The following is a 26391-nucleotide window of genomic DNA, read 5'->3' as shown; positions in this document are numbered from 1 at the left end:
GCTGAATCAGACGCGAAAGGCGCTGCTTCACTATTCGTCACCCCGGCGAAGGCCGGGGCCCAGGGTTTCTCTGCCGTCTCGCATGGGACTCTGGGCCCCGGCTTTCGCCGGGGTGACGAGAGAGGGGGCGATCACCGCTCCGCCACCACCATAATCTCGTTCGGCAACTGCGCCCGGATCTCCGGCGAGTACATCGCCTCGACGCGCGTCGCCGGCAGGCTGAACCGGCCCGAGGCGTTGAGCCGCATCACATAGGAGATGGTGAAGCTCCCCCGCGGCACCCAGCCATAATAAGCCCGCCACGAACCCTGGCCGCGCTCGATCCAATTGGGCGAGACGCCCTCCGCGGTCCCCGCCTGCTGGTTGAGCATCTCCGATTGCCCGCCGAGACTGCCGATCACCGTCGCGCCGGTCGGCACCGGATCGTTGATCACCACCCAGTTGCGCTCGGCCGACGCCTCGACGCTGATCGTCACCTTGATCACGTCGCCGCGAGTATAGCGCCCGGGCACCATGCCCTGCACCACGCTGACCTGCTTGGTCATCTTGTACCCCGCCATCAGCGGCTGGGTGAGCGGCACCGCCGCCTTGACCCGGACGAACGCCCACGGCCCCGCCCCGCCCGACTGGCGCAGCACCAAAGGCGTGGTCGCCGGCGGCAGCGCCAGGCTGAAGCTGCGCTGCGGCTCGAGCAGCGGCCAAGGCCGGCTGACCGTCGAAGCGCCCAGGCTCGCGGTGGTCACCCCGGCGATCGCCTCGGCCGGATAGGCCGCCATGAACTTGCGCGCCGCGATCGTTCCCCAGGCATTGCTGGTGGTGGTATCCCAATGGCCGCGCTGCTGGCGCATCGCCACGCCGACCATCATCTTGGGCGTATCGGCCTGCCACCCCGGCCGGCCAAGCGTCACCATCACTGCCTTGATCGCCGCTTCGTCGTCCGACGACATCAGCCACCACGCCATATTGCCCTTGTCGCTGAGATCGACTCGCGTGCCTTCATAGACCAGCCGCGTGCGCAGCACCTTCTCGCCATCGGCACGCAGCTGCGCACCATTGGCCAGCCCCGAAACGCGTCCAAGTGCCGAGAGATAGTCGGCAAGCGACGCCGTCGGCATCTCGGCCGGCGCGATGCCGAGCTGGCCGAGCATCGCACTGGTCGCCGCGCCCTGCCGTGCGAGCGCCGAGAAAGCGGCGACTCGCTGGAGCCGGACATCGCCATAATCCTCGCGCCGCAGCCGCCCGTCGAGCACTGCCTTCATCGCGTCGATCGCCTTGGCCCGCGCGCCCTCGGGAAGCGGCAATCCGGCCTCGCCGGTGATCGACAGAATATACGCGGTCAGCGCTTCCGATCCCGCCCATTCGCCGGGGAAGTAACGCAACAGCCCGTCGCCATCCTGATACGCGGGAAGCTCGCCGGCAATGCCGTTCCACATCGCCGTATCGCCGAGCGCGATCGCCCGCGACGTGCGCTGCTCGAGGCAGCCATAGGGATACGCCGCCATATAGTCGCGCACCCCCTGCAGCGGCGGCGCCAGCGTGTCGGCAAGGCTGATATCGACCATGCCGAAGCCGGGCAGCGCCCCCGCCGGCGGCGCGATCGAGAAGCTCGTGCCTTCGCCGACCCGTGCGAGCGTCGCCGCCCACGTCTCGACCGGCACTGCGAGGATCACGTCCTGCGCCACCGTCACCTTGTCGACAGCCTTGCCGTCCGCCGACTTCGCCGAGACCGTCCAGCTCAATTTGCCCGCCTGATTCGGCGCGGTCAGGTTCCAGCTCACCGGCGCGGCCCCGCCCGCCGGGATCTCGACGGTAAGCGGCTTGCCCTGCGCGACCGCAGGAGTGAGCGCCACCGTTGCGGTCACCTTCATCGGCTTGTCCGATCCGTTGCGCAGCGTGAACATCGCCCCGAAACTGTCGCCGGTGCGCACCACCTGCGGCACGCCCGGATAGATGCTGAGGTCCTGATGCGTGCGCACGCTGGCCTCGCCAGTGCCGAACAATTGCGCGCCATTGGTGGCGATCGCGACCAGCTTGAACGAGGTCAGCGCATCCGACAGCGGCACCTGCACCCGCGCACGGCCGTTGCCGTCGAGCGGCACCTTGCCCTTCCACAGCAATACCGGCTGGAAATTCTCGCGATTGAGCCCCGAAAGGTCGCCACCGCCACCGCCACCGCCGGCCTCGACTGCCTTCTTGCCGTAGTGGCGCTTGCCGACGACCTGCGTCTGCGCAGTCGAGGTCAGCACCGAGATCGGCCGATCGCCCATCATCGCGGTCAGCACGTCCCAGCTCTCGTTTGGCGCGAGCTGGAGCAAGGCCTCGTCGACCGCGGCGAAGGCGACATCTGCTTCCCGCGCGGGCGACCCGTCGGGGTTCTTCACCTGCACATCGACATTCGCCACGTCGCGCGCGGCATAAGTGGCCTTCTCGGCCTTGACCGCCACCCCGAGACGATGCCCCTCCCAGCCGACCTTCACCTTGGCGATGCCGAGGCGATAAGCGGGCTTGGCGAGATCGACCGTCGCGGTCGGCTTGCCGCCGTCCTGCGAGAAGGGCAGCCCCCAGTCGCGCGCGAGGCTCGATCCCCAATTGGACATGCCCGAGACGCGGCCGCGCACCGCCATCACCGAAACATAGACGTCAGGCGCGTAACTCGCCGGCATCGGCACTTCGATCACCGGATCCTTGCCGCTCAGCCCCACCACGAAGCTGGAGAGCACGCCCTCGCGCTCCACCGTCACCAGCGCCGTCGCCTCGCGGAACGGCATGCGGACCTGGAATTTGGCGGTCTCGCCGGCCTTGTACTCGAGCTGTTCGGGGATGACGTCCATCCGGTCGCCATTGTCGCCGCCGAACCACCAATCGTCGTCGCCGACCAGCCAGGTCGAGCGCGTCGCCCGCGCGACATTGCCATTGGCGTCCTTGGTCGTCGCCACGGCATAGACTTCGCCCGACACGCCCGGATCGAGCTGGCACGTCGCCAGCCCCTGCGCGTCGGTCGTCGCCGAGCAGGTCGCGCCAAGCTTGGTCGTCTTCATCTGGTTGTCATATGCGTAGAAGCCGCCGATCAGCCGCCGCCGCGCGGTGAGGATCTCGCGACTGTAGAGCTCGACCGAAATCGCCTGGTTGGCGATCGGCTTGCCCGACGTATCGACCGCGACGAAGCGCAGCCGCAGATCGTCCTGCTTCATCAGCCAGCCGTCGGTCTTGATGCCGAGCTGCACCGCGCTGGTGTAGATCGGAATGCGCCGCGACGCGGTCAGGATCTCGCCATTGGCGTCCTGATAATCCATTTCGATCTGCATGTTGGTCGGCTGGTCGAGGCTCTTGGGCACTTCGACCGAAGTCCGCGCGCTGCCGTCGCCGCCCAGCGTGATCGGCAAGGTCTGGGTCGGCGGCAGCGGAGTCGATTCCTCGTCGGTCTCGTCGTCGCCGTTGAGTGCCTTGACGCCCTCGGTCAGCGCGCGGCCACCAAAGGTGTAGCTCTCGTAACCGTCGGGCGTGCGCATCCCCTCGAACCAGCCGACGCGCATTTCGACCGGCAGGTTCCCTGCGCCGCCGCCCGAGAGATAGCCGACGAACAAGTCGAGCGGCAGCGTGCTCGGGCGCACCGCGGCTTCCTTCGGCCCGGCGACCGAAGCCTTCATCGTCGGTAGCTTATATTCGTCGAGCTTGAACGACTGGCTGCTGTCGATCGTCTTTTCTTCGCCGTCCAGCGTCGCGACGACCTGGATATCGTAATCGCCCATCTTGGCGCCCTGCGGCGCGGTCCATTCGGTTTCGCCCACGCCGTTGGCGTCGATCGTCAGCGGCAGGTCGTATTTGGTGTCCGACCCGCGATGCGACAGCCGCAGCGTGCCGGTGAAGGCGGGCGACGCCCCGAATCCGCCCGCGATCGGCTGGCGGACGATATGCTTCATGTGGATCGTCTCGCCCTGGCGGACCAGGGCACGATCGAACACGGTGTGGAAGATCTGCCCCTGCTTCTGCCAGCCATACGGCAAGTCGAAGTCGTACGGGCGGATGCCCTCGCCCCATTGCGTCAGCGTGAAGCTGAAATCGTCGGCCTTGCGCGCCGAGACCATCAGCGGGGAACTCTCATTCTCGCAGCTCGAATAGGTCTCGGGCTCGGGGAGGCCGGCGGGGACGCCGAGCCGGCCCGAGGCATCGGTGACGCCCTTTGCCAGGATCTGACCGGTGCAACTGTCGGTGATGCGCACTTCGGCGCTGCCGACGCCCTTGCCGCTGTCGAGCGCGGTCACCCAGACCAAGGACTGATCGCGGCCCCATTTGAAGTGCACGCTCATATTGGTGACGAGCGCGCCGGTCGCGACGTAGCGCGGCGCGTTGCGGCCGAGCAATGCATTGCCGAGCCGCGGGCTGGCGAGCTCGACGACATAGAATCCGGGCTTGGTCAGCGGAATCCCGACGACTTCGAATTCCTTGCCCTTGCCGGGCAGCGAGACCTGGAACGGCTTGCCGGTCGCCGGGGTGAGCAATGGCTTGGCGCCGGTCTGGTTGACACGGATCGTCTCTTCGCCGCGCTTGATATCGTCGCTCTTGGTCTCGGCGGCATCGTCGATCGCGCGCAGCCAATTGGCGATCTCGCCGTCGCCGCCCTCGACCTTGAGGCTCTGCCCGCCGACCGCCATCTGCGATCCGCCGAGCTGGCCTTCGACGTTGCGCACGGTGACTGGCAGCACGCCGCCCTCGGCGGCTTCGAGGATGCCGAAATCGGCGGCGAACTTCACCAAGGGCGGCGCCTCGTCGAAACGCACGTCGAGCGGGAAGCGCTCGGCATTGGAAAGCTTGCGCCCGCTCTCGTCGACGACATTGGCGGGCAGGCTCAGCTTGGCGATCACCGCGGCGGGGAGCGGCGCCTTGAACTTGATATCGGCGATCACTGCCTTGCGCTTCTCCTCGGCGGAGAAGATCGGAGTCAGCGCCTTGCCGTCGGGCAAGGTGATGCGGATCGCCTCGGCCTGCGCGCGGGGGATCGGCGCCGAGAAGCGCACCCAGGCGTCCTGCACCGGGCTGCACCCGGCCTGCGCATTGACTCGCGAGCATTCGAAGCGCGCCGCGAACGGCTTGCGCACGGTGAAGTCGAAGCGCTGGTCGGTGCCGGCGACGCGGCCGGTGGCGCTGGCCACGTCCTTGCCCCAGACCAGGGCGACGTCGCGCCCCGGCGGCAGCGGCCGGCGGCATTTGAGCGCGACGACGCTGGCGGTCGCCTTGGCGCGGTCGGCATCGCTGGCGGGGAGCGCCTTGGGCAGCCCGGCTTCCTCTAGGAAGCTCTGCACTTCCCAGCGATCGGTGCCGAGCCCGGCAAGCACCTTGCCCGGCACGTCGGCGGGAAGCACGTCGACGGGGATCTTCTCGCCGACGCCGTCGACCGCGCAATAGGCATTGGCGCCCACCGAGGCGCGATCGGGCGCGAGGTTTGCGGCAACCAGGAAGGTCTGGTCCTCCTCGATCTGGCCGCCATAGCGGCTCGGCAATACCGCGCGGGCGATCGGCCCGCCGCTGTCGACAGTGAATTTGGTCTGCCCGGTCAGCGCATAGCCGGCGAGGCTCTTGAGCTTGTCCTTCAACGTGAAGGTGCAGGTCACCCCGCCGGGCAGCGGGCTGGCGAATTCGTGGACATAGGTCTGCTGGTCGACCCAGCGGCCTTCGCCGCCGACCGGGCATTCGACCGTGAACGGGCCGGCCGCGCGCGGATCGCCCAGCGGCACCATCGGCTGGTTGAACCGCGCGGTGAAGCGCTCGATCGCGCCGCCGCCAACGCCGGGCGTGGCCATTTCGACTTGCGGACTATTGTCGCCCATCGCCAGCGTCGCGCCGAGCGGCGCGGCGATCAGCGCCAGGATCCCGAGCCGGGCAACGAGCTTCATGGTACCGAATTCCCCCAAAGGCGCGCGCACCCTAGCCTCGGCGGCGATTCACGCCAACGTCCAATTGAGTGACTCCGAAACGGATTGAAATCGATCGGGCCGCCGTCCAGTCAACTTGATCATTTAATAAACAACTCCGAAGATGACTGCATCCGAATCGGAGATATTGCGGTGCTGGGACGGTCGTGCTGATCACCGCGATAGACACGATTGCCCGCGAGGCGACGTTGTTCGCGGCGATCTGGTTCCTCGTCGGCGGGCTGGACGATCTTCTGGTCGATCTGATCTACCTGGCCCGTCGGACTTATCTGAAACTCTTGTTCCCGTTTCGTACGCTTACTGGCGTTTCGACGGTCGTGCCGCCGGGCCGCATCGTCATATTCGTCGCCGCCTGGGACGAAGCCTGCGTGATCGGACAGATGCTCCGCACCGCGCTCGCCCGCTTCGCGCACGACGATTACCGGATCTATGTCGGCACCTATCCCAACGATCCCGCCACGATCGCCGCCGTCGCCGACGTCGCGTGCGAGGATGCGCGCGTCCGGCTGGTGATCGGCGGCGCGCCCGGCCCGACAACCAAGGCCGATTGCCTCAACGCATTGTGGCGGGCGCTGCTGCGCGACGAGGTGGCGGAAGGCTTCGCCACGCTCGGCATCGCACTCCACGACGCCGAGGACATCGTCCATCCGCTCGAACTTCAGGTCTATGCACGCTGGCTCCAGCATTGCGCGACGGTGCAATTGCCGGTGCTGCCGCTGCCGCATCCGCAATCGCGCTTCGTTTCCGGCCATTATTGCGACGAGTTCGCCGAGGCGCACGCCAAGGTTCTCGTCGTGCGCCAGGCGCTCGGCGCCGGACTGCCCCTGGCCGGAGTGGGCTGCGCGATCCGGCGCGACATTCTCGGCGGGATCGCCGCGGCGCGCGGCGGCCCCCCGTTCGATGCGTCGAGCCTGACCGAGGATTACGAGCTCGGCCTGACGATCAGCGCCATGGGTGGCCGGGTCTGCCTCGCCCGCGTCGCCGAGCGGCCCGGCGGACCGCCCGTCGCGGTCCGTGCCTATTTCCCCGACACGCTCGGCGCCGCGGTCCGGCAAAAGGCGCGCTGGCTGACCGGCATCGCGCTCGCCGGCTGGGACCGCACCGGCTGGCGCGCGACGCTCAACCTCGGCGATCACTGGATGCGGATGCGCGACCGCCGCGCGACGCTCGCGCTGCCGGTGCTCGCGCTCGCTTACGCCACGCTGTTGCTGTGGAGCGGCTCGGCGATGCTCCATCTGCTCGGCGCGACGCCGATGCCCGCGCTCGCTCCCGCGGTGCGGCTGGTATTGTGGGCGAATTTCGCGCTGCTTGCCTGGCGGCTGCTGGTGCGTGCGGCATTCGTCTGGCGCGCTTATGGCTGGCGCGAGGCAGTGTGGTCGGCGCCGCGGGTGCTGGTCGGCAATTATATCGCGCTGTTCGCGGCGCGGCGTGCGATCGGGCTCTACGTCCGGATGCTGCTCGGCGCCGCGCCGCGCTGGGAAAAGACCGCGCATCAATTCCCCGACATGCCGCCGCAGCAGGCGGCGCAGTGACCGGCCGGGGGCGGCCGATCCGATTCCTCGCGCTGGTCGTATCGGGCTGGGTCGGCGTCCGCATCGCCTTGCTCTGGTCCGAGACCGGCTCGCTTCCGGCGGCGATCCGCGCCTTCGTGCCGACCGCCGCGCCCCGCCATAGGCCTGCCCCCCCGCCGCCGGCGCTCCGCGCCACCCTGCCCGCGCATCCTGCTCCGGCGCGGCCTCCCGGCGTTCGGGGCCCGACCAGCGAGACACCCTCGTTCAAGGCAGCTCCACCCGCGGCCGACCCCTATCGCGTGCAGATGGCGCTGATGGGGCTGATCCAATACGGCGTGCCGGCGCCCGGCGCTGCCGCCATCCCCCTTCCGCCGGCCGCGCAGCCCGAACCTCTGGCGGCGCTGCCCTCGCGCTGGTCGGCCAGCGCGTGGCTGGTCGCCCGTGCCGGCACCGGCCTCGGCGCCGCGCCCGGCGCGAGCCAGCTCGGCGGCAGCCAGGCCGGGCTCCGCGTCGCGTGGCTGTTCTGGCCCGAGCGACGCCTGGCCGGCTTCGGTCGACTGGTCACTCCGCTCCGCGGCAAAGGCGCCGAAGCGTCGATCGGTCTCGAATGGCAGCCGACACGCGTGCCGGTACGCCTCGTCGTCGAACACAGGCTCGGGCTCGACGGCACTCGCGGCGGACCCGGGCTGGGCGTCGTCGGCGGCTTCTACGGACCCGTCGCGGGTTTCCGGCTCGAATCCTATGGTCAGGCCGGGGCGATCCGTCGCCTCCGCACCGAAACCTACGCCGACGGCGCCGTCCGCGCGACGCGGACCCTGGCCGAAGCCGGCGGCGTGCGTCTCGGGCTGGGCGGCGGCGCCTGGGGGGCGGCGCAGCGCGATGCGGCGCGCTTCGACATGGGACCCTCGGCCACTCTCGCGCTGCCGGTCGGCAAGCAGAATGTCCGCCTCGCGCTCGACTGGCGCCAGCGCGTCGCCGGCACTGCGCGTCCCGGCTCGGGCCTCGCGCTCACGCTCGGGAGCGATTTCTAGGCACGCGGGCTTTTGCACCCCTGGGCAAACGCGGTATCGCCTGCTCCGATGGATCTGTACCTTCCAATCGCCAACCTCTCGGTCAATGCACTGGTGATCGTGGCTCTGGGCCTCGGCGTCGGCCTGCTCTCGGGCATGTTCGGCGTCGGCGGCGGCTTCCTCACCACGCCGCTGCTGATCTTCTACGGCATACCGCCCACCGTCGCCGCTGCCTCCGCCGCCAGCCAGGTGACCGGCGCCAGCGTCTCGGGGGTATTCGCGCATTTCCGCCGCGGCGGAGTCGACGTCCATATGGGGCTGGTGCTCGTCGCCGGCGGCGTGGTCGGCAGCGTGGTCGGCGCAGGGGTGTTCCGGCTGCTCCAGGCGAGCGGGGTGATCGATACGGTGATCGCGATTCTCTATGTGCTGATGCTCGGCTCGATCGGCGGACTGATGCTCCACGAATCGATCACTGCGGTGCGTGTCGGCCGCGGCGCCTTGGCGCCGCGCGCGCGCAAGCGCCGCCACCACCCGCTCGTCGCGATGCTGCCGCTGCGTTGGCGATTCTATCGTTCGGGGCTCTACATCTCGCCGCTCGCGCCTCTGCTGCTCGGCTTCCTGACCGGCATCCTCACCGTTTTGCTCGGCGTCGGCGGCGGGTTCATCCTCGTCCCTGCGATGCTCTATCTGCTCGGCATGGGGACGCAGGTCGTGGTCGGCACCTCGCTGTTCCAGATCCTGTTCGTCACTGCCGCGGCGACGATGGTCCACGCCACCACCACCAAGGCCGTCGACATCGTCCTCGCCGTGCTGCTGCTGATCGGTTCGGTGGCGGGCGCGCAGCTCGGCGCGCGCTTCGCGCAGAAAGCCAAGCCCGAATATCTCCGCCTCGCGCTGGCGCTGATCGTGCTCGCGGTGGCGCTGCGCATGCTGCTCGGGCTGGCGTGGCGGCCCGACGAAATCTATTCGGTCGAATTGCTGTGAAGCGCCCCGCAGCCGCGCTGCTGATGCTCGCCGCGCCGCTGCTGATGGGGCAGGCCAAGCCGGTGCTCGTTCCCGACGTGTCCGAGCGCAACATCGAAATCGCGTATTCGTTCACCGGCGCGGAGCTGCTTCTGTTCGGCGCGATTCTCTATCCGCGCGGGCAGGCACCCGATCCCGAAGACGGGCCCGCCGACATCGTGATCGTCGTGCGCGGCCCCACCCAGGCGGTGCTGGTGCGCGAGAAGGAAAAGCTCGCGGGCATCTGGCTCAATGCCGAATCGACGCGCTACCGTTCGGCACCGAGCTTCTACGCGGTCGCCTCGTCGCGTCCGATCCGGCGCATCGTCGACGAGCGCACCCGCGCGATCTACGAACTCGGAGTCGACAGCCTTCAGCTTTCCCCTGCCTCGGGCGCCGTCCCCGAAGTGCAGGCGCGGTTCGATCGCGGGCTGGTCGATCTGCGCACGCGCAGCGGCCTGTTCTACGAGGATTCGAACGCAGTCGAGATCACCGGCGGCGTGCTGTACCGGGCGCGAATCGACATCCCCGCGCGCGTGCCGGTGGGGCGCTTCACTGCCGAGACCTTCCTGATCCAGAAGGGCCGGGTCCTCGCCGCCGCGGTGCGGCCGATCGAGATCCGCAAATCGGGGCTCGAGCAATTCGTCGCCACCAGCGCCGAGCGCTATTCGGTGCCCTATGGCCTGGTCGCGGTCGCGCTTTCGGTGCTGTTCGGCTGGGGCGCCGGAGCGCTCTGGCGACGGTTCTGATCCTCGGACAAGCCGTTCACGAACAACCCAATATTTACGCTCTTCGGGCACAAGGCTCGGCGTAACCCCCGGGGAGTATCCGATGGACGGTCAGTTCGGCGCGCGCGTCTTCGATAATGCCCCGCCCATTTTGTCGGGAGAACCGGTCGCGCCGCGGGCCGGCGCGCGCGCGATCGGCGCGGTGCTCGAAATCGCAGGTTCGTCGAGCCAGGTGATGTTCGACCCTGCCGAGATCGAGGCGCTGGGCGCCAGCAGCGACGCCGCGATCGCCAATTCCGGGCAGGTCGGCAGCCAGGTCAAGATGCGCGTCGGCAGCACCTGGCTGCTCGCCAATGTCCGCTCGCTACGCCTCGATGCCAGCGGCGAGCGAATCCTCGCGCAAGTCGATTTTCTCGGCGAGGGCGACGAGGAGAAGCTCACCGGCAAGCTCTACAAGTTCCGCCGCGGCGTCACCCGCTATCCCACGCCGGGCTGCGCGGTATTTCCCGTCTCCACCGCCGACCTCAAGCAGATCTACGCCGCCGACGATCGCGCGCATATCGAGATCGGCAACGTCTATCCGACCAAGGACATCCGCGCCGCGCTCTATGTCGATGCGATGCTCGGCAAGCATTTCGCGTTGCTCGGCTCGACCGGTACCGGCAAGTCGACCGCCGCGGCACTTATCCTCCACCGGATCTGCGAGCTTTCGCCGCAGGGCCATATCGTGATGATCGATCCGCACGGCGAATATGCCAGCGCGTTCAAGATCACCGGCGCGCTGTACGACGTCTCGAACCTGCAGATGCCCTATTGGCTGATGAATTTCGAGGAGCATTGCGAAGTGTTCCTCACCACCCAAGGCTCGGATCGTCAGGTCGATGCCGACATCCTCGCCAAATGCATCCTGCTCGCCAAGGGCAAGAACCGGCTCGCGCAGGAATTCGGCAAGCTCACCGTCGACGCGCCGATCCCCTATCTGCTGTCGGACCTCACCCAGATCCTCCAGCTCGAAATGGGCAAGATGGACAAGGCGACCGACACCGCGCCCTATCTGCGGCTGCGCAGCAAGATCGACGAGATCAAGGGCGATCCGCGCTATACCTTCATGTTCTCGGGGATGCTCGTCGCCGATTCGATGGCGAATTTCCTCGCGCGCATCTTCCGCCTGCCGGGCGACGGCAAGCCGATCTCGATCATCGACGTGTCGGGCGTGCCGAGCGAAATCACGTCGGTGGTCGTGGCCGTCCTGTCGCGCATGGTGTTCGACTTCGCGATCTGGTCGCGCGGCGAATCCAAGCGCCCGGTGCTGCTCGTCTGCGAAGAGGCGCACCGCTACGTCCCCAACGAGCGCAACGCCGATAATTCGTCGGTCGGCCGCATCCTCAGCCGGATCGCCAAGGAAGGCCGCAAATACGGCGTATCGCTGGGGCTGATCACCCAGCGCCCCTCGGATCTCGCCGAGGGCGTACTCTCGCAATGCGGCACGATCCTGGCGATGCGGCTCAACAACGAGCGCGACCAGGCGTTCGTCAGGGCGGCGATGCCCGAGGGCGCGCGCGGCTTCCTCGATTCGATCCCGGCGCTGCGCAACCGCGAATGCATCGCGGTCGGCGAAGGCGTCGCGACGCCGATCCGCTTGCTGTTCGACAGCCTCGAGGACGGCAAGCGCCCGGCGTCCGACGACCCTCTGTTTTCCGAGCTGTGGCGCGAAAGCGGCGGCGAGGAACAGATGCTCGAGCGCACGATCAAGCGCTGGCGCTCGCAGGGGCGGTAAGCACTGCCTTGCGGTCCCTCGGTTTCGGAGTCACGATGGCGGGATGCGATGCCGTCCGTTCCGTCGGATACTGATAGCAAGCCTGTGCCTCGCCGGCGGCAGTTGCGCGCCGCGCCCGCTGGAACGGGGCAAACTCGATTCGATCCCGGGCCTGTGCGGTACGAGTGCCGCCTTCCATTTTCGCGCCTCCGAGAAACTGCGCGTGCATCCGCCAGCATGCGCGCTTCCCGATGCCGAACGGGTGGCGCAGTCGTGCGCAGTCCACGATGTGACTCGTTCGCCGGGATATCGATCACCGAGCTATGACGAAGAGGGCGAGATCGTCGCGGGCTCCCCGATCCCGGCCTATGCGGTGAGCGATCTCAAATGCGGCTTCATCAATTCACAGCGCAACCGGGCGATCTGCCGGTTCAAGCTCGAGACGCCCGACATGCCGGCCGGCCCTGTCGATACGCGGGCGACGCTGGAGCATAATTCGTGGCAGGACCATGGCCCCACGCATCACCTGTTCGGCACTTTATGGTCGGCGACGGCGAGCTGTCTGCCAGCCGCGCCGCCAAGGTAGCCGCACGAGGATCAGTCCGAGTCCTTCGCCGCGCCGCGCCCCACCGGCACCGACAGCAGCTGGCTCAGCTTCGAGCGGAACGCGCCGAGATCGCTCCCGGTCAGCTGGCGCAGCGAACTGAACGCGACCGAGCGCGGGTTCACTGCGACGCCGTTCTTGTACAGCTCGTAATGGAGATGCGGCCCGGTCGACATGCCGGTATTGCCCACCGCGCCGATCACCTGGCCCTTGCGCACCGATTGGCCGCCATGCACGAGGATCCGGCTGAGATGGCCATAGCCGGTGCCGAACGCGCCGCCATGATTGAGCTTGATGAAATTGCCGTAGCCCGAGCTGCGCCCGGCGAACTGCACCACGCCGTCGGTCGCGGCATAGACCGGGGTGCCCCAGGCGGCGGCGATGTCGATGCCCTTGTGCATCCGGGTATAGCCGAGGATCGGATGGCGGCGCATGCCGAATGCCGAGGAGAAGCGGCCATTGGTCGGCATCGCCATCATCCCGGTCTTGTTGCCCTTGCCGCCACCGTCGAACCATTCGGTCTTGCCGTTCGATTCCCACGGCATCAGCTGGACCTTGTTGTCGCAGCTGCTGACGCCGGCATAGAGCAGATTGCCGAGCTGGACCTCGCCGGTGGCGGCGCGCGCCTGCTTGACGATGATGTCGAACTTGCAGCCCGAGCCGAGATGCGAGACCGGCACGCGCGTCGCCAGCGTGCGGATAAACGATTCGACTGCCTTGGCCGGCGCCCCGGCGGCGCGCGCCGAGCGATACAGGCTCGATCCGATCGCGCCCTGGACGCGTAGTGGCGTGTGATCGATCGCGATCGGAATCTGCTTGAGCGCCAGGCCGGTGCCGTTGCGCGCGACTTCGAGCTTCAGATCGAACTTGGCGCGGAATGCCATATTCTGCAGCGGGCGCGGCTGCGCCTTGTCGGTGCGGCGCCCCAGCGTGAGATCGAGCGTGGTGCCCGGCTGGATGTCGTCGAACGCTACGGCCTTGGTGACCAATGCGCCGACCTGCTCGGCATCCTTGGCGCCGACGCCCGAGCGCTTGAGCACGCTGAGCAGCGCATCGCCCGAAGCGAGCTTGACGCCGTCGAGGCTGATGATCGGGCGCTCGGGGGTGTCGGTCAGCGGCGCGACGAGGTTGGTCGCGGCGACCCGGTAGCCGGTGGTCGCGCCCATCGCGAGCGGCTTGATCGCCTGCGCCCGCGCGGCATCCAGCTCCGCGCCGGTCAGCGCCGGCGCGGCGGTGCCGTAGATCGGAGTCTCGAATCCGGGCGCCATCAGGAACGTCACCGCGCACAGCCCGAGGCAGGTCGCGACGCCGCGATACCAGGTCAGCGTGCCGATGCGTGCACCGAGATCGGGTGCGAGATCGAGATTGGCGAAGACGCGGCGCTTGAGCCGGGTGCTGAGCGCAGTGCCGGGCACAGGCGGGAATGCAGGCGTGACCACCGCGCTGCCGCCAAGCTCCAGGCCATGATCGTTACGCAGGAACAAGGCGCGATGCCCCCCGAAAACCCCGTCGTCGAATGCGCCGCCACCCCCGGCGAACACCAAATCACTGTGGAAGAGAGGGTTTAAAGTCAAATTAAGCACCCCGGTTCGTTCCCCTGCCTGCGGCGACCTGTGCAGGCGCCGGGACAAAGAGAAGTCGGTCGTCAAATCTCCCTATAATTCAACATGGTTAAGGAAGGATCGCAATCAGGGGGTGTTGCTTAAGGGCTGACTCGGAACGATGTTGGCAACCGACATGAGCCAGTTCGCGCGTTCGTCGATCACTGCGGTGCTCGGCCCCACCAACACCGGCAAGACCCACCTCGCGGTCGAGCGGATGTGCGGCCATGCCAGCGGCATGATCGGCTTCCCGCTGCGGCTGCTGGCGCGCGAGGTCTATGACCGCGTCGTCACGATGAAGGGGGTCGAATCGGTCGGGCTGATCACCGGCGAAGAGAAGATCCTTCCGCCGAAGGCGAAGTGGCTGCTGTGCACTGCCGAAAGCATGCCGCTCGAACGTGAGGTGGCCTTTGTCGGATTGGACGAAGCCCAGATCGGCGCGGACCCCGAGCGCGGCCATGTCTTCACCGATCGGCTGCTGCGCGCGCGCGGTTTTGCCGAAACGATGATCCTCGGATCGGATTCGATGAAGCCGATGCTCAAGGCGCTGGTTCCCGATGCCGAGATCATCGGCCGCCCGCGCTTCTCGACCTTGAGCTATGCCGGCGCCAGGAAGCTCTCGCGCCTGCCCCGCCGCTCGGCGATCGTCGCCTTCTCCGCCGAGGAAGTTTACGTCGTCGCCGAAGCGCTCCGCCGCCTGCGCGGCGGCGCCGCGGTGGTGATGGGGGCACTCTCCCCGCGCACCCGCAACGCCCAGGTCGCGATGTTCCAGGCCGGCGAAGTCGATTATCTCGTCGCCACCGACGCGATCGGCATGGGGCTCAACATGGACGTCAGCCATGTCGCCTTTGCCAGCCTCTCCAAATTCGATGGCCGCCGCCAGCGCCGGCTGACCATCGCCGAGATGGCGCAGATCGCCGGCCGCGCCGGGCGCCACCAGCGCGACGGCACTTTCGGCGCGCTGCACGAGGATGGGCCCAGCGCCTTCACCCCGGAGGAAGTGCTGGCGCTGGAGGCGCATCAGGTGCCCCGGCTCGAACATCTCTATTGGCGCGAAGGCGAGCCCGATTTCGCCAGCGTGGACGCATTGGTCGCCAGCCTCGAAGCCAAGCCGCGTGCGGACGTGCTGCGTGCCGCGCCGCAGGCCACCGACCTTGCCGTGCTCAAGCATCTCGCCCAGGAGGATTGGGTGCGTGCGCGGGTGCGCTCGCCGCGGATGGTGATGCGGCTATGGGCGGCGTGCGGGCTGCCCGATTTCCGCAAGCTCGGCGTCGATCCGCATGCCCGCTTCGTCGGGCGGCTGTTCGGACACCTCTCCGAAGCCAATGGCCATGTCCCGCACCAATGGTTCGCCGACGAAATTCAACGACTCGACAATATGGCCGGCGATGTCGAGACCCTCGCCGGGCGGATCGCCGCCGCGCGCAGCTGGGCCTATATCGCGCACCGCGCCGACTGGCTCGAGGACCCGATCCACTGGGCCGAGCGCACCCGTGCCATCGAAGAGAAGCTCTCGGACGCACTCCATGCCAGCCTCACCCAGCGCTTCGTCGACAAGCGCACCACGGTATTGCTCCGCCAGATCGGCGCCGACGCCTCCAACCTGCCGGTGACGATCGGCCCCGAAGGCGAAGTCAGCGTCGAGGAGCATCCGCTCGGCAAGCTCGAAGGCTTCCGCTTCACGGTGCAGGCCGACGCGCGGGCTGGCGACAAGCGCATGCTGCTCGCGGCGGCGGAGAAACGGCTGGCGGGGGAGTTCCGGAAACGCGGCGAAGCCTTGATCGAGGCGACCGACGAGGAACTTGCCCTCTCTCCCGTTCGTGCTGAGCTTGTCGAAGCACCGTCCTGCTTCGCTCCCGTCGCCGATGAAAAGAACGGCCCTTCGACAAGCTCAGGGCGAACGGTGTGGTGGCGGGGCGTAGCCATCGCCACGCTAAAGCCGGGCGCCAACCTCGTCCGCCCGAAGATCGTGCTCGATCGTGCGCTCGATGTCCTTGACCCCCAAGCTCGCAATGCAGTCCAAGCCCGGCTCGACACCTGGTTCGCCGCGCAAGTCGCGCGCCATCTTCCGGTTCTCGCCAAGCTCGATTTCACCAGCCGCGACCTCGCCGCGGGCGGCCCGCTCCGCGCGCTGGCGAACGCGCTGCTCGACGCCGGCGGACTGCTCCCGCGCCGCGCTGCCGCCGCGCTCGTCGAAGCCCTAGACGGCGACGCGCGCAAGCGGCTGCGCATGATCGGCGTGACGATCGGCACGCTCGATCTGTTCACCCCGGCCTTGCTCAAGCCCAACGCCGCCCGCTGGCGCCGCGACTTGATGTGGCTGGCCGACGTGCCAGCAGAAGGCGCGACGGTGCTGGCGCGAGGGACGCCCGGCGCCGACCTCGCTTACGGCTTCCGCCCGCTCGGTGCGCAGGCGGTCCGCGTCGATCTGGTCGAGCGCATCGCCCGTGCCGCGCACGATGCGCGCCAGGGCCGCAAACCGTTCACGCCGGATCCGGCTTTGGCGACCTCGATCGGCCTGACCGGCGAAACCCTCGCCCGTCTGATGGCCCAGCTCGGCTTCAAGACCGCGAAGCCGCGCGAAGGCGAGCCGCAGCGCTGGATCTGGCAGGGCCTGACCCCCGTCGCCAAGCCCAAGGCCGCGCCGACCGACAATGCCTTCGCGGCGCTGGCGGGATTGCGCAGTGGCTGACGCCGACGCCATCCGGCTCGACCGCTTCCTGTGGTTCGCCCGGCTCGCCAAGTCGCGCAGCGCCGCGCAGGCAATCGCCGAGAAGGGGACGCTGCGCCTCGACGGCCGCCGGATCGAGCGTTCGGCGGCGCCGGTGCGCGTCGGCGCGATCCTCGTCTTCCCGCTCTACGGCAAGGTGCTTGCGCTCCGCGTCGAGGCGCTGCCCAAGCGCCGCGGCCCGCCGGGCGAGGCGGCCTTGCTCTACACCCGGCTGCAAACCCAGGCGCCCAAGCAAGTTGACGCCGCAGAATCCGGGGCATAGCAGGGGCCCTGCGTACCAGACTTTGCCGCGCGAGGGAGCCGACCTGCCATGACCTACGTCGTCACCGACGCCTGCATCCGGTGCAAGTACATGGACTGTGTCGAAGTGTGCCCGGTCGACTGTTTCTACGAAGGCGAGAACATGCTCGTCATCAATCCCAGCGAATGCATCGACTGCGGGGTCTGCGAGCCCGAATGCCCGGCCGAGGCGATTCTGCCCGATACCGAGAACGGCCTCGAACAATGGCTCGAGCTCAACAAGACCTATTCCGAGGAATGGCCCAACATCACCCAGAAGGGCGACGTTCCGGCAGACGCCGATGCCCTGAAGGGAGAGGAAGGCAAGTTCGACAAGTATTTCTCGGCGGCCCCCGGCACCGGCAGCTGATCGCCGCGCCGCCGCGGCGCGCCACCGTCCGGAATCTTCGCCGCAGTGCACATAAATGCGCTGTGGGCATGACGCGCGACTGGTAATTTTATTGCAACCGTGTTAAACAGTCCGGGACGGAGGCGATTGTATCGCCCTTCCGCACGGAGAAGCATACGTTCTTGCCCCGAACCGCCTGCCCGACGTTCCGCACGTCCGGGCCGACGCCGCAACCGTTCGGGGCCTGTTATTCACGGAAAGGTCTCTAGCCCATGGCTGCCAAGGCGCTGTCCTTCGACGTCGGCGATTATGTCGTTTACCCCAAGCACGGCGTGGGCCGTGTGATCGAGCTGCAGAAACAGGAAATTGCGGGGATGCAGCTCGAACTCTACGTGCTGCGCTTCGAAAAAGAGAAGATGACGCTGCGCGTGCCCACCAACAAGGCCGAGAGCGTCGGCATGCGCAAGCTGTCGTCCGATAAAACGCTCCGCGAGGCGCTCGAGACGCTCAAGGGCAAGCCCAAGGTCAAGCGCACCATGTGGTCGCGCCGCGCGCAGGAATATGAAGCCAAGATCAATTCGGGCGACCTCGTGTCGATCGCCGAAGTGGTCCGCGATCTGTTCCGCGCCGAGGACCAGCCCGAGCAGAGCTATTCGGAGCGCCAGATCTTCGAAGCCGCCGCATCGCGCCTCGCGCGCGAACTCGCCGCGATGGAACAAGTCGACGAGCCGACTGCACTCGAGAAGATCCTCGACATCCTGCGCAAGGCCGCGGCGATCTGGAACAAGGACAAGGTTCCCGCCTGACCCTGGGCGGACCGGTCGAAACGGGTGAGGGGCGCGCGGGAAACCGCCGCCCCTTTTCCTTGCCCGGCGGTTAGTGTATTGTATATGCAACACACAAATGGGGAGAAGAAAATGCGTATGTTGTTGATCGCCGCGCTGCTGCCGCTGGCCGCGTGCCAGTCCAACGCCGAACGACAGGGCAACGCTACCGAGGTTAGCGGCACCGGCGCCACCCGCAGCTTCGCGGCGAGCGGCTTCACCAAGGTCGATCTGCGCGGTCCGGACGATGTCGACGTAAAGACGGGAACGAATTTCGCAGTGACCGCCGAGGGCGACTCCAAGGTCCTCGACCAGCTCGACATCCGCGTCGTTGACGGCGCACTGCGCGTCGCGCGCAAGGACGGCAATTGGGTCGGCAACGATCGCGGCGCGCGCGTCCATGTCGTCATGCCCAAGCTCGGTGCCGCGACTTTGGGCGGCTCGGGCGATCTCACCATCGACCGCGCGGAGGGCGATTTCCACGCTGCCGCGGCGGGATCGGGCAATCTGACCATCGCCGATCTCCGCGCCGGCAGTGCCGATCTCTCGCTGGCCGGATCGGGGGATCTGACCGTCGCCGGCAGCGCATCGAAGCTCTCCGTCTCGGTCGCCGGTTCGGGCGACATCGACGCCAAGCGCCTCACCGCCGCCAGCGCCGACATCTCGATCGCCGGTTCGGGCAATGTCTTCGGCACGGTGAAAGGCCCGGCGTCGGTCTCGATCCTGGGCTCGGGCGATGCCGAACTCGGCGGCGGAGCGAAATGCTCGGTCAACGCGCTGGGCTCGGGCGAGGCACATTGCAGCTAACGCTTGCCTGACCAGCCCCGGCGCGCGAGTGTGTGCGATGCGCTCGCTCCTCCTCGTCCCGTTGCTCCTGCTCACCGCCGCCGCGCCGGCGCAGGAACGCCGCTTCATGGTCGGCGGCTTCGAGCGTCTGCGCGTCGAAGGGCCATTCGAAGTCGAAGTCGTGCCGGGCATTCCGGGCGCGATCGCGGTCGGCGATCGCGCGGCGCTCGACCAGGTCACCGTGCGGACCAGCGATGACATTCTGATCGTGAGCGGCGGACCGCTGTCCTGGTCCGGCCGCAAGGGCGCGACCTTGCCGACGGTGCGCATCTCGGCGCGGTCGCTGCGCGGCGTGGCGCTCAGCGGTGGCGCGAGAGTGCGCGTGGCGGAAATGCACGGTGCGCGAGTCGAGTTGCTGCAGGCAGGCGCTGGCTCGCTCGACGTGGCGTCGATCCGCACCGACGATCTGACCGCCAATCTCAACGGCACCGGCACGATGGCCTTGGCGGGCACCGCCGCGCGAGCGCAGGTGCGCAATTACGGCACCGGGTCGATCGACGCGAGCGGGCTCACCGCGGGCGATGCGAGACTGAACTCGGCGGGCAGCGGCAGCATCCGGATCAATGTGCGCTTCACCGCGCGGGCAAATGCGGTCGGCAGCGGCGCGATCGACATTACCGGCAATCCCGAATGCGTGCTGCGCGGTCCCGGGCCGATGACGTGCACCGGGACGATCCGCCGCTAGGCGGCGATCGGAAAGCGCAGCAGCCGGTCCTCGAGCGCGACCAGTGCCTGCGCGCCGCGACCGACGGCGCGGACGATCTCCGGATGGTGCGCGTCGAGCCCGCCGGTGAGCGACCCGAATGCCGGCAGGATCAACTTGGTCGCGGTGGCAACGAAGCAGCGCCGCGCAACCTGCCGCCCGCGCACGCTGATCCGCAGCTTGGGATGGAAATGCCCCGAAAGCTCGGGCCGCGGTTCGCCGGGCACGGCTTCGTGGCGCAGCACCAGCCCGTCGACTTCGGCTTCGTCGAGGATCGTGCCGCCGCAATGATCGACGAGCAGCGAATCGTGATTGCCGGTGATCCAGCGCCAGTCGAGCCGCCCGGTCAGCCCGGTCAGCAAGGCGCGGGCGTCGGCGGGAAGCCGCTCGCAGCCCGCCGAATCGTGGAAGCTGTCGCCCAGGCACCAGAGTTCGGTCGCCCGGGTGCGATCGACCAGCGCGGAAAGCTCGGTGAGCGTCGCCAACGAATCATAAGGCGGCAGCATCTGGCCCTTGCTGGCGAACCAGCTGCCCTTTTCGAAATGCAGGTCGGCGACGAGCAATGCCCGCCGGGCAGGCCAATAGAGCGCGCCCTCGGCAAGCGCCGCGAAATCATGACCGCCGAACGAAAGGAGAACCATGCCCCGGCTATCCGGCCCGCACGCCCCCGCTGTCAACTCCGCAAACGCGTGACGGCCCATCAAAAAGGGCGCCGGAGCCAAGCTCCGACGCCCTTGATTGCATGCTGCAGGCCGCCTCAGGCTTCCTGGGGCAGAGCCGCTTTGACTTGCGCGACGATGGCAGTGAATGCCTCGCCTTCGTGCATCGCGATATCGGCCAGGACCTTGCGGTCGAGTTCGATGCCGGCGAGCTTGATGCCGTGCATGAACTGCGAATAGGTCAGGCCCTCGGCGCGGACGCCGGCGTTGATGCGCTGGATCCACAGGCCACGGAAGGTCCGCTTCTTAACCTTGCGATCGCGATACGCGTACTGGCCGGCCTTTTCGACGGCCTGCCGCGCGACACGGATCGTGTTCTTGCGACGGCCGCGATAGCCCTTCGCCTGTTCGAGGATATTCTTGTGCTTGGCGCGGGTGGTTACACCCCGTTTGACGCGTGCCATGGTTCCGGGCCCTCCTTACTTCAGACCGTACGGAGCCCAGCCGACGACACGGGCGGTGTCGGCATGAGCGAGCACGGAGGTGCCGCGGTTCTGGCGGATATATTTGGCGTTGTGGCTGATCAGACGGTGGCGCTTGCCGGCGAAGCCGTGCTTGATCTTGCCAGTGGCGGTGAATTTGAAGCGTTTCTTCACACCGCTCTTGGTCTTGAGCTTGGGCATTTTGGTCTCCTTGCAATCTCGAACGTGCGAACAGCCGCGGCAGCCCTTGATGGCCGGGCGTGTTCCTGACGTTCGAGGAAAGCGGGGCGCATACCCTTGGAAGTGCGGGAATGCAACCTGACTCTACACCGTTCGTGCTGAGCCTGTCGAAGCACCACTCCGCGCGATGCATGCGCGGATAGCCGCCCTTCGAAGCGCAGGGCGAACAGTCTGGTTGGCTCAGGCAGGCCGAGCGCGGAACCCTCAGGGTCTACAAGCTTTTCCCCTCGATGACCGATCGTGACGAATCCATTACCACTGCCCAATCGGCTCCACCGGCAAAGCCTGCCCGCACGCTCGGCACGCCGCTGGCCAGCGTCATCGCGGTGGTCACGACGATCCTCGGCCTGCTCGTCCTCGGCTGGACGGTGCTGTTCGTCACCAAGGGCCGCTTCCTCAAGCACAGCTTCGAGAAGATCGCCGCCGGGCAGACCCATCGCCAGGTCAAGGTGGCGGGCGACTTCCAGCTCTATTTCGCGCCGTTCAACGTCAAGTTCCTCGCCGAGGGGCTGACCATCTCGAACCCCGAATGGGCAGGCCGCGGCAATTTCTTCTCGGCCAGGAAAATCGACACGCGCATTTCCACCTGGAGCCTGTTCACCCACAAATACCGGTTCAACTGGGTCGGCCTCGACGATGGCCATGTCGACTTGCAATGGGACAAGGCGCACCAGCGCAACACCTGGACCTTCAACGAGAAGAAGGAGAAAGGCGATCCGTTCGAGCTCCCTGCGATTCGCCGCGCGCTGATCCAGGGCACGCTGGTCCGCTATCTCGATCCGCGGATGCAAATCGAGGCTGGGATCCGCGTCCACACCGTCGAGGCGACCGAGACCAAGGTCGACAGCGCCATCCGCTTCGACGGCAACGGCACCGCCCGCGGCACGCGCTTCACGCTGAACGGCGCGCTGCTCAGCCCCAATGCCACCGTCTCGGGCGGTTCGAACAAGCTCCAGCTCCATGTCGAGGGCGTGCGCACCGCGATCGACGTCTCGGGCACGCTGCCCGGCGCGACCGAGATCGAAGGCGCCGACCTCCATGTCGACGCACGCGGCCGCAACCTTGCCGACATCTTCGCAGTGTTCGGCATCGCCGTCCCCGACACGCGCAATTATCGCCTCCGTTCGGCGCTGACCAAGGCAGGCGACGAATGGCGCTTCACGGGCATGCGCGGCCGCTTCGGCGACAGCGACTTGTCGGGCAAGTTCACCGCGGCGCTCAAGGAGCCCCGGCTGCTGCTCACCGCCGATCTCTCGACCCGCGTGCTCGACATTATCGATGCCGGGCCGTTCATCGGCTACACGCCCGAGCAATCCGCGGCGGGCGCGGTGGTGGTGCAGACCGCGGGCACGCCGCGCATCCTGCCCGATGCGCCGCTGCGCGTAGAGGCACTCAAGAATTTCGACGCCAAGGTCAATTGGACGGTGCGCACTGTCCGCGCCGAGAAATTGCCGATTTCGAACATCACGCTGGGGCTCGATCTCGATAACCGCCTGCTCAAGCTCAGTCCGCTCAATTTCAGCCTCGCGCGCGGCACGGTCAATTCGGACATCACGATCAACGCCCGCCGCAGCCCCGTCTTCACCGATTACGACATCCGCCTTTCGCCCACCCCGATGGGCGTGCTGCTGGCCGGCTTCGGCGTGGAGGAATCGGGCACCACCGGCACTCTGAAGGCGCGCGTCCAGCTGACCGGGACGGGCAACAGCGTCCATGACTCGCTCGCCAATTCGAACGGCCGCATCGCAGTGATCCTGCCCAAGGGGAGCTTCTGGACGCGCAACATCCAGCTCGCCGAGCTCGACATCGGCACCTTCGTCCAGAAGATGTTCGAAAAGAAATTGAAGGAGCCGGTGCAGATCAATTGCGGGCTGATCGGATTCAGCGTGCGGGGCGGCATCGCCGCCGCCGATCCCATCCTGATCGATACCGAAAAGAGCGTGATGCTGGGCCGGGGCGGGTTCAGTTTCAAGAACGAGACGCTCGACCTCGCCTTCCGCGCCGACAGCAAGAAGTTCAGCCTGTTCGCCGGTCAGTCGCCGGTCGGCATCGGCGGCTATTTCGCGCGGCCGAACTTCAACGTGGTCAGCCCCGAATTGCTCGGCCGCGCCGGTGCCGGGCTCGGCCTCGCGCTCGTCGCCAGCCCGCTCGCGGCGGTGATCGCATTCGTCGACGTCGGCGATGCGAAGGCCGCCGATTGCGGCCCGGTGCTGGCCGGCGCCTCGGCGCGCGGCCAGCGCACCGACAAGGGCAAGCCCCGCGACGATGTCGGCAAGGGCACCACCGCCAAGTCCGAAGACGGCAAGCGCTCGAAGGGCGATCGCCAGAAGCAGCGCAAGAAGTTCCTCGGGATCTTCTGAACCCGTGCACGCCTGTCACTGTCGAGCGCAAGCGTCGCTAAGAACGAAACCTATCCGGCGTCACCCCGCACTCCGGACCGTCACCGCTTGCAATGTAGGATTTCGCCTGCTTGTGTGCGGCGTGGCCCAGCGCAAGCTCTTTGACATAGCAGGCACCTCCGCGAAACGTGCGCGACAGTGTGACCTTGGTGTGACCTTTGATGCCCGCGCTGCGCAACGTCGGGCGCATTGCCGGTCGCTACCGTGCCGCGCTCAATGCCCCCGGCAGGCCAGTGCCTCGAGGATGTCCTCGATTCGCGCCGGATCGCCCGCGGCGATCACTTCGCCGTTGCTGCCGGCATGGAGCGGATCGCCCTGCCAGTCGCACATCCGCCCGCCCGCGCCCTCGACTACGGGCACCAACGCCGCGAAATCGTGGAGCTTGAGCCCGGCCTCGACCACCACGTCCATCCAGCCGCTGGCGACGCATCCATAATTGTAGCAGTCGCCGCCAAGCACCGTGCTCGTCACCGCGGCGTCGAGATGCTCGAAGGCATGGAGCTGCGCATCGTCGAACAAGGCGGGCGAGGTCGTCGCGAGGATCGCATGCTTGAGATCGCGGCAGGCGCGCGCCTGGGCGGGCTTGCCGTTGAACAGAGTCGGTCGCCCGGTGACGCCGAGCCAGCGTTCGCCGATGATCGGCTGGTCGATGATCCCGAGCAGCGGCCAGCCGTCCTCGATCAACGCGATCAGCGTGCCGAAGATCGGCCGCCCGGCGATGAAGGCGCGGGTGCCGTCGATTGGATCGAGCACCCATTGCCGGCCGCTGCTGCCGTCGCGCGTGCCGAATTCCTCGCCGATGATGCCGTCCATCGGACGTTCGGCGATGATCAGCCGGCGCATCGCCTCTTCGGCTTCGCGATCGGCGAGCGTCACCGGCGACAGATCCTCCTTGGCCTCGAGCCCGAAGGAGCCGCGAAAGCGCGGGCGGATCGCGGCGCCGGCGGCTTCGGCAAGGCGCTCGGCGAGCGCGACGTCATTGGCGGAAACGGGCATGGCAACCGCCCTACGCGCCCGTTTTTGACTCGCCAAGGCCGCAAAGCGCTGCCAGTCGTTTCGGCCATGCGCTTGCTCCTCGTGTTTCTCGGCCTCGTCGCTGCCCCGTCCGCGCTCGCGCAGGTGCGTGCCGTGCCCGCGCAGCCGGCTTCCGAAGCCGAGGCGCTGCGCGGGGTGGAGGTGTTCCTGGTCAACGAGACCGCGGCACCGATCGCCGAAGCCGGGCCGCGCCAGATCGAAGTCACCGCAGTCGACGGCACCCGCCTGGTGCTCGAACGCGCACCAGGCCCGACGGCGACCATCGCCCCGGGGGGCTTTGCTAAGGCGCGCTATGTCCCCGTGGGAATCGCCGGAATTGCGGTCCCGCCTGCCGATCAGCACGCGGCGGCGAAGATCCCGGCAGAGGAAACCGTGGTCCAGAGCTCGACCGGCACCTCCGCCGGCTTCGTAGATCGCTTCGAGCCGCACGAGCCGATCTACGGCGTGTTCGGCACCGGCGATGCGGGCGGCAAGCTGCAAGTCAGCTTCGCCTTCCGGCCGTTCGCCGAGGATGCGCCGCTCAAGCTCGGCAATCTGCGCTTCGCTTATACCCAGACGATGTTCTGGGCGCTGCGCGAGGCCTCGGGCCCGTTTCGCTCGACCAATTATGCCCCCGAAATCTACGCCGACATTCCTTTCGACGAGTCCACACGGGTCGCGCTCGGCTTCCGCCACGATTCGAACGGTCGCGGCGCGCGCGACTCGGTTGATCTCAACCGCGTTTTCGCCCGAGTCGAGAAGAGCTTCGATCTCGGCGGCGACTGGCATCTCGATGTCGCGCCGCAGGCATGGTTCTATGTCGGCAAGCTCGGCGTCGCGCCCGACGTGAAGGACTATTTCGGCTATACCGCGATAACCGCCGCGATCCGCCAGAAGGACGGGCTCAAGATCGCGCTCACCGGCCGCGGCAATTTCGACACCAGGCGCGCTGGCGCCGAATTGTTCGCCTCCTACCCGCTGGCACCTTTGGGCGGCGGCGTCGGATTCTATCTCTTCGGCCAGGCCTTTACCGGCTATGGTGAAGCGCTCGACGATTATCGTCGCAACGGTACCCACGCGCGGATCGGCATCGCACTGACGCGATAGGCCGGCCGTGCACTCAAGGAGTGATGCCATGCGGATCAAGCTTCTCCTCGCTGCGCTGCTGCTGCCATTGGCGCTGCCGGTCGAAGCGGCGCTCGCCCCTGGCGCAGTGGCTCCCGCCTTCGCCGCGCCGGGCGCGATGGCCGGCAAGCCGTATAATGTGAACCTCAGCGCCGCACTCAAGAAGGGCCCTGTCGTGCTCTATTTCTTCCCGGCGGCATTCACCGGCGGATGCAATGCCGAAGCGGCAGCCTTTGCCGCGGCGCTCCCCGATTTCACGGCGGCCGGCGCAACCGTGATCGGCATGACCGCGGGCAATGTCGACCAGCTCGCGCGATTCTCGAGCGAGCATTGCGCGGGCAAGTTCGCCGTCGCCGCGGCGAGCCCGGCGGTGATCAAGGGCTATGACGTGCTGCTCAGGAAGCCCGACGGCACGCCGACGACGGTCACCAGCCGCACCAGCTATGTGATCGCGCCGGGTGGCCGAATCGTCTTCGCGCATACCGACATGAACCCGGCCGACCATATCCGGCTGACGCTGGCCGCAGTGCGCAAGCTGAAGGCTGCCAAGCGCGGCTGACGGGGCCCCGCCCGCCACGCTTGGGGAGCTTCGCTCACT

General features: G+C 67.6%; 21 protein-coding genes. 15 read left to right on the top strand and 6 right to left on the bottom strand.

The window, feature by feature from the left end:
• Positions 1-131 precede the first annotated feature (131 nt).
• The gene (locus tag E5A73_RS04415; RefSeq protein ID WP_135962605.1) at positions 132-5891 is read right to left on the bottom strand and encodes an alpha-2-macroglobulin family protein; all 5760 of its coding nucleotides are present in this window, start codon (positions 5889-5891) and stop codon (positions 132-134) included.
• Between the two features lie 185 nt (positions 5892-6076).
• Between E5A73_RS04415 and E5A73_RS04410 the strand changes: the two genes are divergently transcribed.
• The 6 genes from E5A73_RS04410 (at position 6077) to E5A73_RS04385 (ending at position 12523) form a co-directional block, all read left to right on the top strand.
• Positions 6077-7462, top strand: a complete 1386-nt coding sequence (locus E5A73_RS04410; protein ID WP_240700023.1) for a glycosyl transferase family protein — start codon at positions 6077-6079, stop codon at positions 7460-7462.
• On the top strand, positions 7459-8472 hold the full coding sequence (locus E5A73_RS04405; protein WP_240700022.1) for a hypothetical protein: 1014 nt from the start codon (positions 7459-7461) through the stop codon (positions 8470-8472). The genes E5A73_RS04410 and E5A73_RS04405 overlap by 4 nt, the downstream gene beginning before the upstream one ends.
• A gap of 48 nt (positions 8473-8520) precedes the next feature.
• Positions 8521-9435, top strand: a complete 915-nt coding sequence (locus E5A73_RS04400; RefSeq protein WP_135962604.1) for a sulfite exporter TauE/SafE family protein — start codon at positions 8521-8523, stop codon at positions 9433-9435.
• A gap of 44 nt (positions 9436-9479) precedes the next feature.
• Positions 9480-10202 (top strand): TIGR02186 family protein, encoded by a 723-nt coding sequence (locus E5A73_RS04395; protein WP_206366405.1) that lies wholly within the window; start codon positions 9480-9482, stop codon positions 10200-10202.
• Between the two features lie 82 nt (positions 10203-10284).
• Positions 10285-11958, top strand: a complete 1674-nt coding sequence (locus tag E5A73_RS04390; RefSeq protein ID WP_135962602.1) for an ATP-binding protein — start codon at positions 10285-10287, stop codon at positions 11956-11958.
• A 202-nt stretch (positions 11959-12160) separates the two neighbouring features.
• Positions 12161-12523 (top strand): hypothetical protein, encoded by a 363-nt coding sequence (locus E5A73_RS04385; protein WP_135962601.1) that lies wholly within the window; start codon positions 12161-12163, stop codon positions 12521-12523.
• 11 nt (positions 12524-12534) lie between these two features.
• Here the strand turns inward: E5A73_RS04385 and E5A73_RS04380 are convergent, their stop codons facing one another.
• Entirely contained in the window at positions 12535-14082 is a 1548-nt protein-coding gene (locus E5A73_RS04380; protein WP_240700021.1) for a M23 family metallopeptidase, read from the bottom strand.
• Positions 14083-14278: 196 nt separating this feature from the next.
• Between E5A73_RS04380 and E5A73_RS04375 the strand changes: the two genes are divergently transcribed.
• From E5A73_RS04375 to E5A73_RS04350, 6 genes are all read left to right on the top strand, one after another.
• Entirely contained in the window at positions 14279-16834 is a 2556-nt protein-coding gene (locus E5A73_RS04375; protein ID WP_135962600.1) for a helicase-related protein, read from the top strand.
• Positions 16827-17135 (top strand): S4 domain-containing protein, encoded by a 309-nt coding sequence (locus E5A73_RS04370; RefSeq protein WP_135962599.1) that lies wholly within the window; start codon positions 16827-16829, stop codon positions 17133-17135. The genes E5A73_RS04375 and E5A73_RS04370 overlap by 8 nt, the downstream gene beginning before the upstream one ends.
• Positions 17136-17183: 48 nt before the next feature.
• Positions 17184-17522 (top strand): ferredoxin FdxA, encoded by a 339-nt coding sequence (gene fdxA / locus E5A73_RS04365; RefSeq protein ID WP_135962598.1) that lies wholly within the window; start codon positions 17184-17186, stop codon positions 17520-17522.
• A 251-nt stretch (positions 17523-17773) separates the two neighbouring features.
• Positions 17774-18307, top strand: a complete 534-nt coding sequence (locus tag E5A73_RS04360; RefSeq protein ID WP_135962597.1) for a CarD family transcriptional regulator — start codon at positions 17774-17776, stop codon at positions 18305-18307.
• 111 nt (positions 18308-18418) lie between these two features.
• Complete coding sequence (locus E5A73_RS04355; protein ID WP_135962596.1) at positions 18419-19132, top strand: head GIN domain-containing protein; 714 nt, start codon at positions 18419-18421, stop codon at positions 19130-19132.
• A 37-nt stretch (positions 19133-19169) separates the two neighbouring features.
• Positions 19170-19856, top strand: coding sequence for a head GIN domain-containing protein (locus E5A73_RS04350; protein ID WP_168355802.1), 687 nt, complete (start codon positions 19170-19172; stop codon positions 19854-19856).
• On the opposite strand, the gene pdeM is transcribed toward E5A73_RS04350, so the two are convergent.
• From pdeM to rpmI, 3 genes are all read right to left on the bottom strand, one after another.
• Positions 19853-20515 carry a ligase-associated DNA damage response endonuclease PdeM gene (pdeM, locus tag E5A73_RS04345; RefSeq protein WP_135962594.1) on the bottom strand — a complete coding sequence of 221 codons (663 nt, stop codon included), beginning with the start codon at positions 20513-20515 and terminating at the stop codon, positions 19853-19855. The genes E5A73_RS04350 and pdeM overlap by 4 nt on opposite strands.
• A 116-nt stretch (positions 20516-20631) precedes the next feature.
• Complete coding sequence (gene rplT, locus E5A73_RS04340) at positions 20632-20997, bottom strand: 50S ribosomal protein L20 (protein ID WP_135962593.1); 366 nt, start codon at positions 20995-20997, stop codon at positions 20632-20634.
• Between the two features lie 15 nt (positions 20998-21012).
• Positions 21013-21216 (bottom strand): 50S ribosomal protein L35, encoded by a 204-nt coding sequence (rpmI, locus tag E5A73_RS04335; protein ID WP_100282718.1) that lies wholly within the window; start codon positions 21214-21216, stop codon positions 21013-21015.
• Between the two features lie 269 nt (positions 21217-21485).
• Between rpmI and E5A73_RS04330 the strand changes: the two genes are divergently transcribed.
• Positions 21486-23615: an AsmA family protein gene (locus E5A73_RS04330; RefSeq protein ID WP_135962592.1), complete on the top strand. Its 2130-nt coding sequence runs from the start codon at positions 21486-21488 to the stop codon at positions 23613-23615.
• Between the two features lie 252 nt (positions 23616-23867).
• Here the strand turns inward: E5A73_RS04330 and hisN are convergent, their stop codons facing one another.
• On the bottom strand, positions 23868-24650 hold the full coding sequence (gene hisN, locus E5A73_RS04325; RefSeq protein WP_135962591.1) for a histidinol-phosphatase: 783 nt from the start codon (positions 24648-24650) through the stop codon (positions 23868-23870).
• Between the two features lie 66 nt (positions 24651-24716).
• Here hisN and E5A73_RS04320 point away from each other — a divergent pair, with 66 nt between their 5' ends.
• On the top strand, positions 24717-25775 hold the full coding sequence (locus E5A73_RS04320) for a phospholipase A (protein ID WP_135962590.1): 1059 nt from the start codon (positions 24717-24719) through the stop codon (positions 25773-25775).
• A 28-nt stretch (positions 25776-25803) separates the two neighbouring features.
• On the top strand, positions 25804-26352 hold the full coding sequence (locus tag E5A73_RS04315; RefSeq protein WP_135962589.1) for a peroxiredoxin: 549 nt from the start codon (positions 25804-25806) through the stop codon (positions 26350-26352).
• The last annotated feature ends 39 nt before the right edge of the window (positions 26353-26391 follow it).

Origin of the sequence: Sphingomonas gei (assembly GCF_004792685.1) — a bacterium.
Classification (GTDB): Bacteria; Pseudomonadota; Alphaproteobacteria; order Sphingomonadales; family Sphingomonadaceae; genus Sphingomonas; species Sphingomonas gei.
Note: the sequence above shows the minus strand (reverse complement) of the source record. Positions and strands in the feature narration are given on the sequence as shown.

Coding starts and splice junctions, on each gene's coding strand:
- E5A73_RS04415 (WP_135962605.1), bottom strand. CDS start 5,891: ATGAAGCTCGTTGCCCGGCTCGGGATCCTGGCGCTGATCGCCGCGCCG.
- E5A73_RS04400 (WP_135962604.1), top strand. CDS start 8,521: ATGGATCTGTACCTTCCAATCGCCAACCTCTCGGTCAATGCACTGGTG.
- E5A73_RS04395 (WP_206366405.1), top strand. CDS start 9,480: ATGGGGCAGGCCAAGCCGGTGCTCGTTCCCGACGTGTCCGAGCGCAAC.
- E5A73_RS04390 (WP_135962602.1), top strand. CDS start 10,285: ATGGACGGTCAGTTCGGCGCGCGCGTCTTCGATAATGCCCCGCCCATT.
- E5A73_RS04375 (WP_135962600.1), top strand. CDS start 14,279: ATGAGCCAGTTCGCGCGTTCGTCGATCACTGCGGTGCTCGGCCCCACC.
- fdxA (WP_135962598.1), top strand. CDS start 17,184: ATGACCTACGTCGTCACCGACGCCTGCATCCGGTGCAAGTACATGGAC.
- E5A73_RS04360 (WP_135962597.1), top strand. CDS start 17,774: ATGGCTGCCAAGGCGCTGTCCTTCGACGTCGGCGATTATGTCGTTTAC.
- E5A73_RS04355 (WP_135962596.1), top strand. CDS start 18,419: ATGCGTATGTTGTTGATCGCCGCGCTGCTGCCGCTGGCCGCGTGCCAG.
- E5A73_RS04350 (WP_168355802.1), top strand. CDS start 19,170: ATGCGCTCGCTCCTCCTCGTCCCGTTGCTCCTGCTCACCGCCGCCGCG.
- pdeM (WP_135962594.1), bottom strand. CDS start 20,515: ATGGTTCTCCTTTCGTTCGGCGGTCATGATTTCGCGGCGCTTGCCGAG.
- rplT (WP_135962593.1), bottom strand. CDS start 20,997: ATGGCACGCGTCAAACGGGGTGTAACCACCCGCGCCAAGCACAAGAAT.
- rpmI (WP_100282718.1), bottom strand. CDS start 21,216: ATGCCCAAGCTCAAGACCAAGAGCGGTGTGAAGAAACGCTTCAAATTC.
- E5A73_RS04330 (WP_135962592.1), top strand. CDS start 21,486: ATGACCGATCGTGACGAATCCATTACCACTGCCCAATCGGCTCCACCG.
- hisN (WP_135962591.1), bottom strand. CDS start 24,650: ATGCCCGTTTCCGCCAATGACGTCGCGCTCGCCGAGCGCCTTGCCGAA.
- E5A73_RS04320 (WP_135962590.1), top strand. CDS start 24,717: ATGCGCTTGCTCCTCGTGTTTCTCGGCCTCGTCGCTGCCCCGTCCGCG.
- E5A73_RS04315 (WP_135962589.1), top strand. CDS start 25,804: ATGCGGATCAAGCTTCTCCTCGCTGCGCTGCTGCTGCCATTGGCGCTG.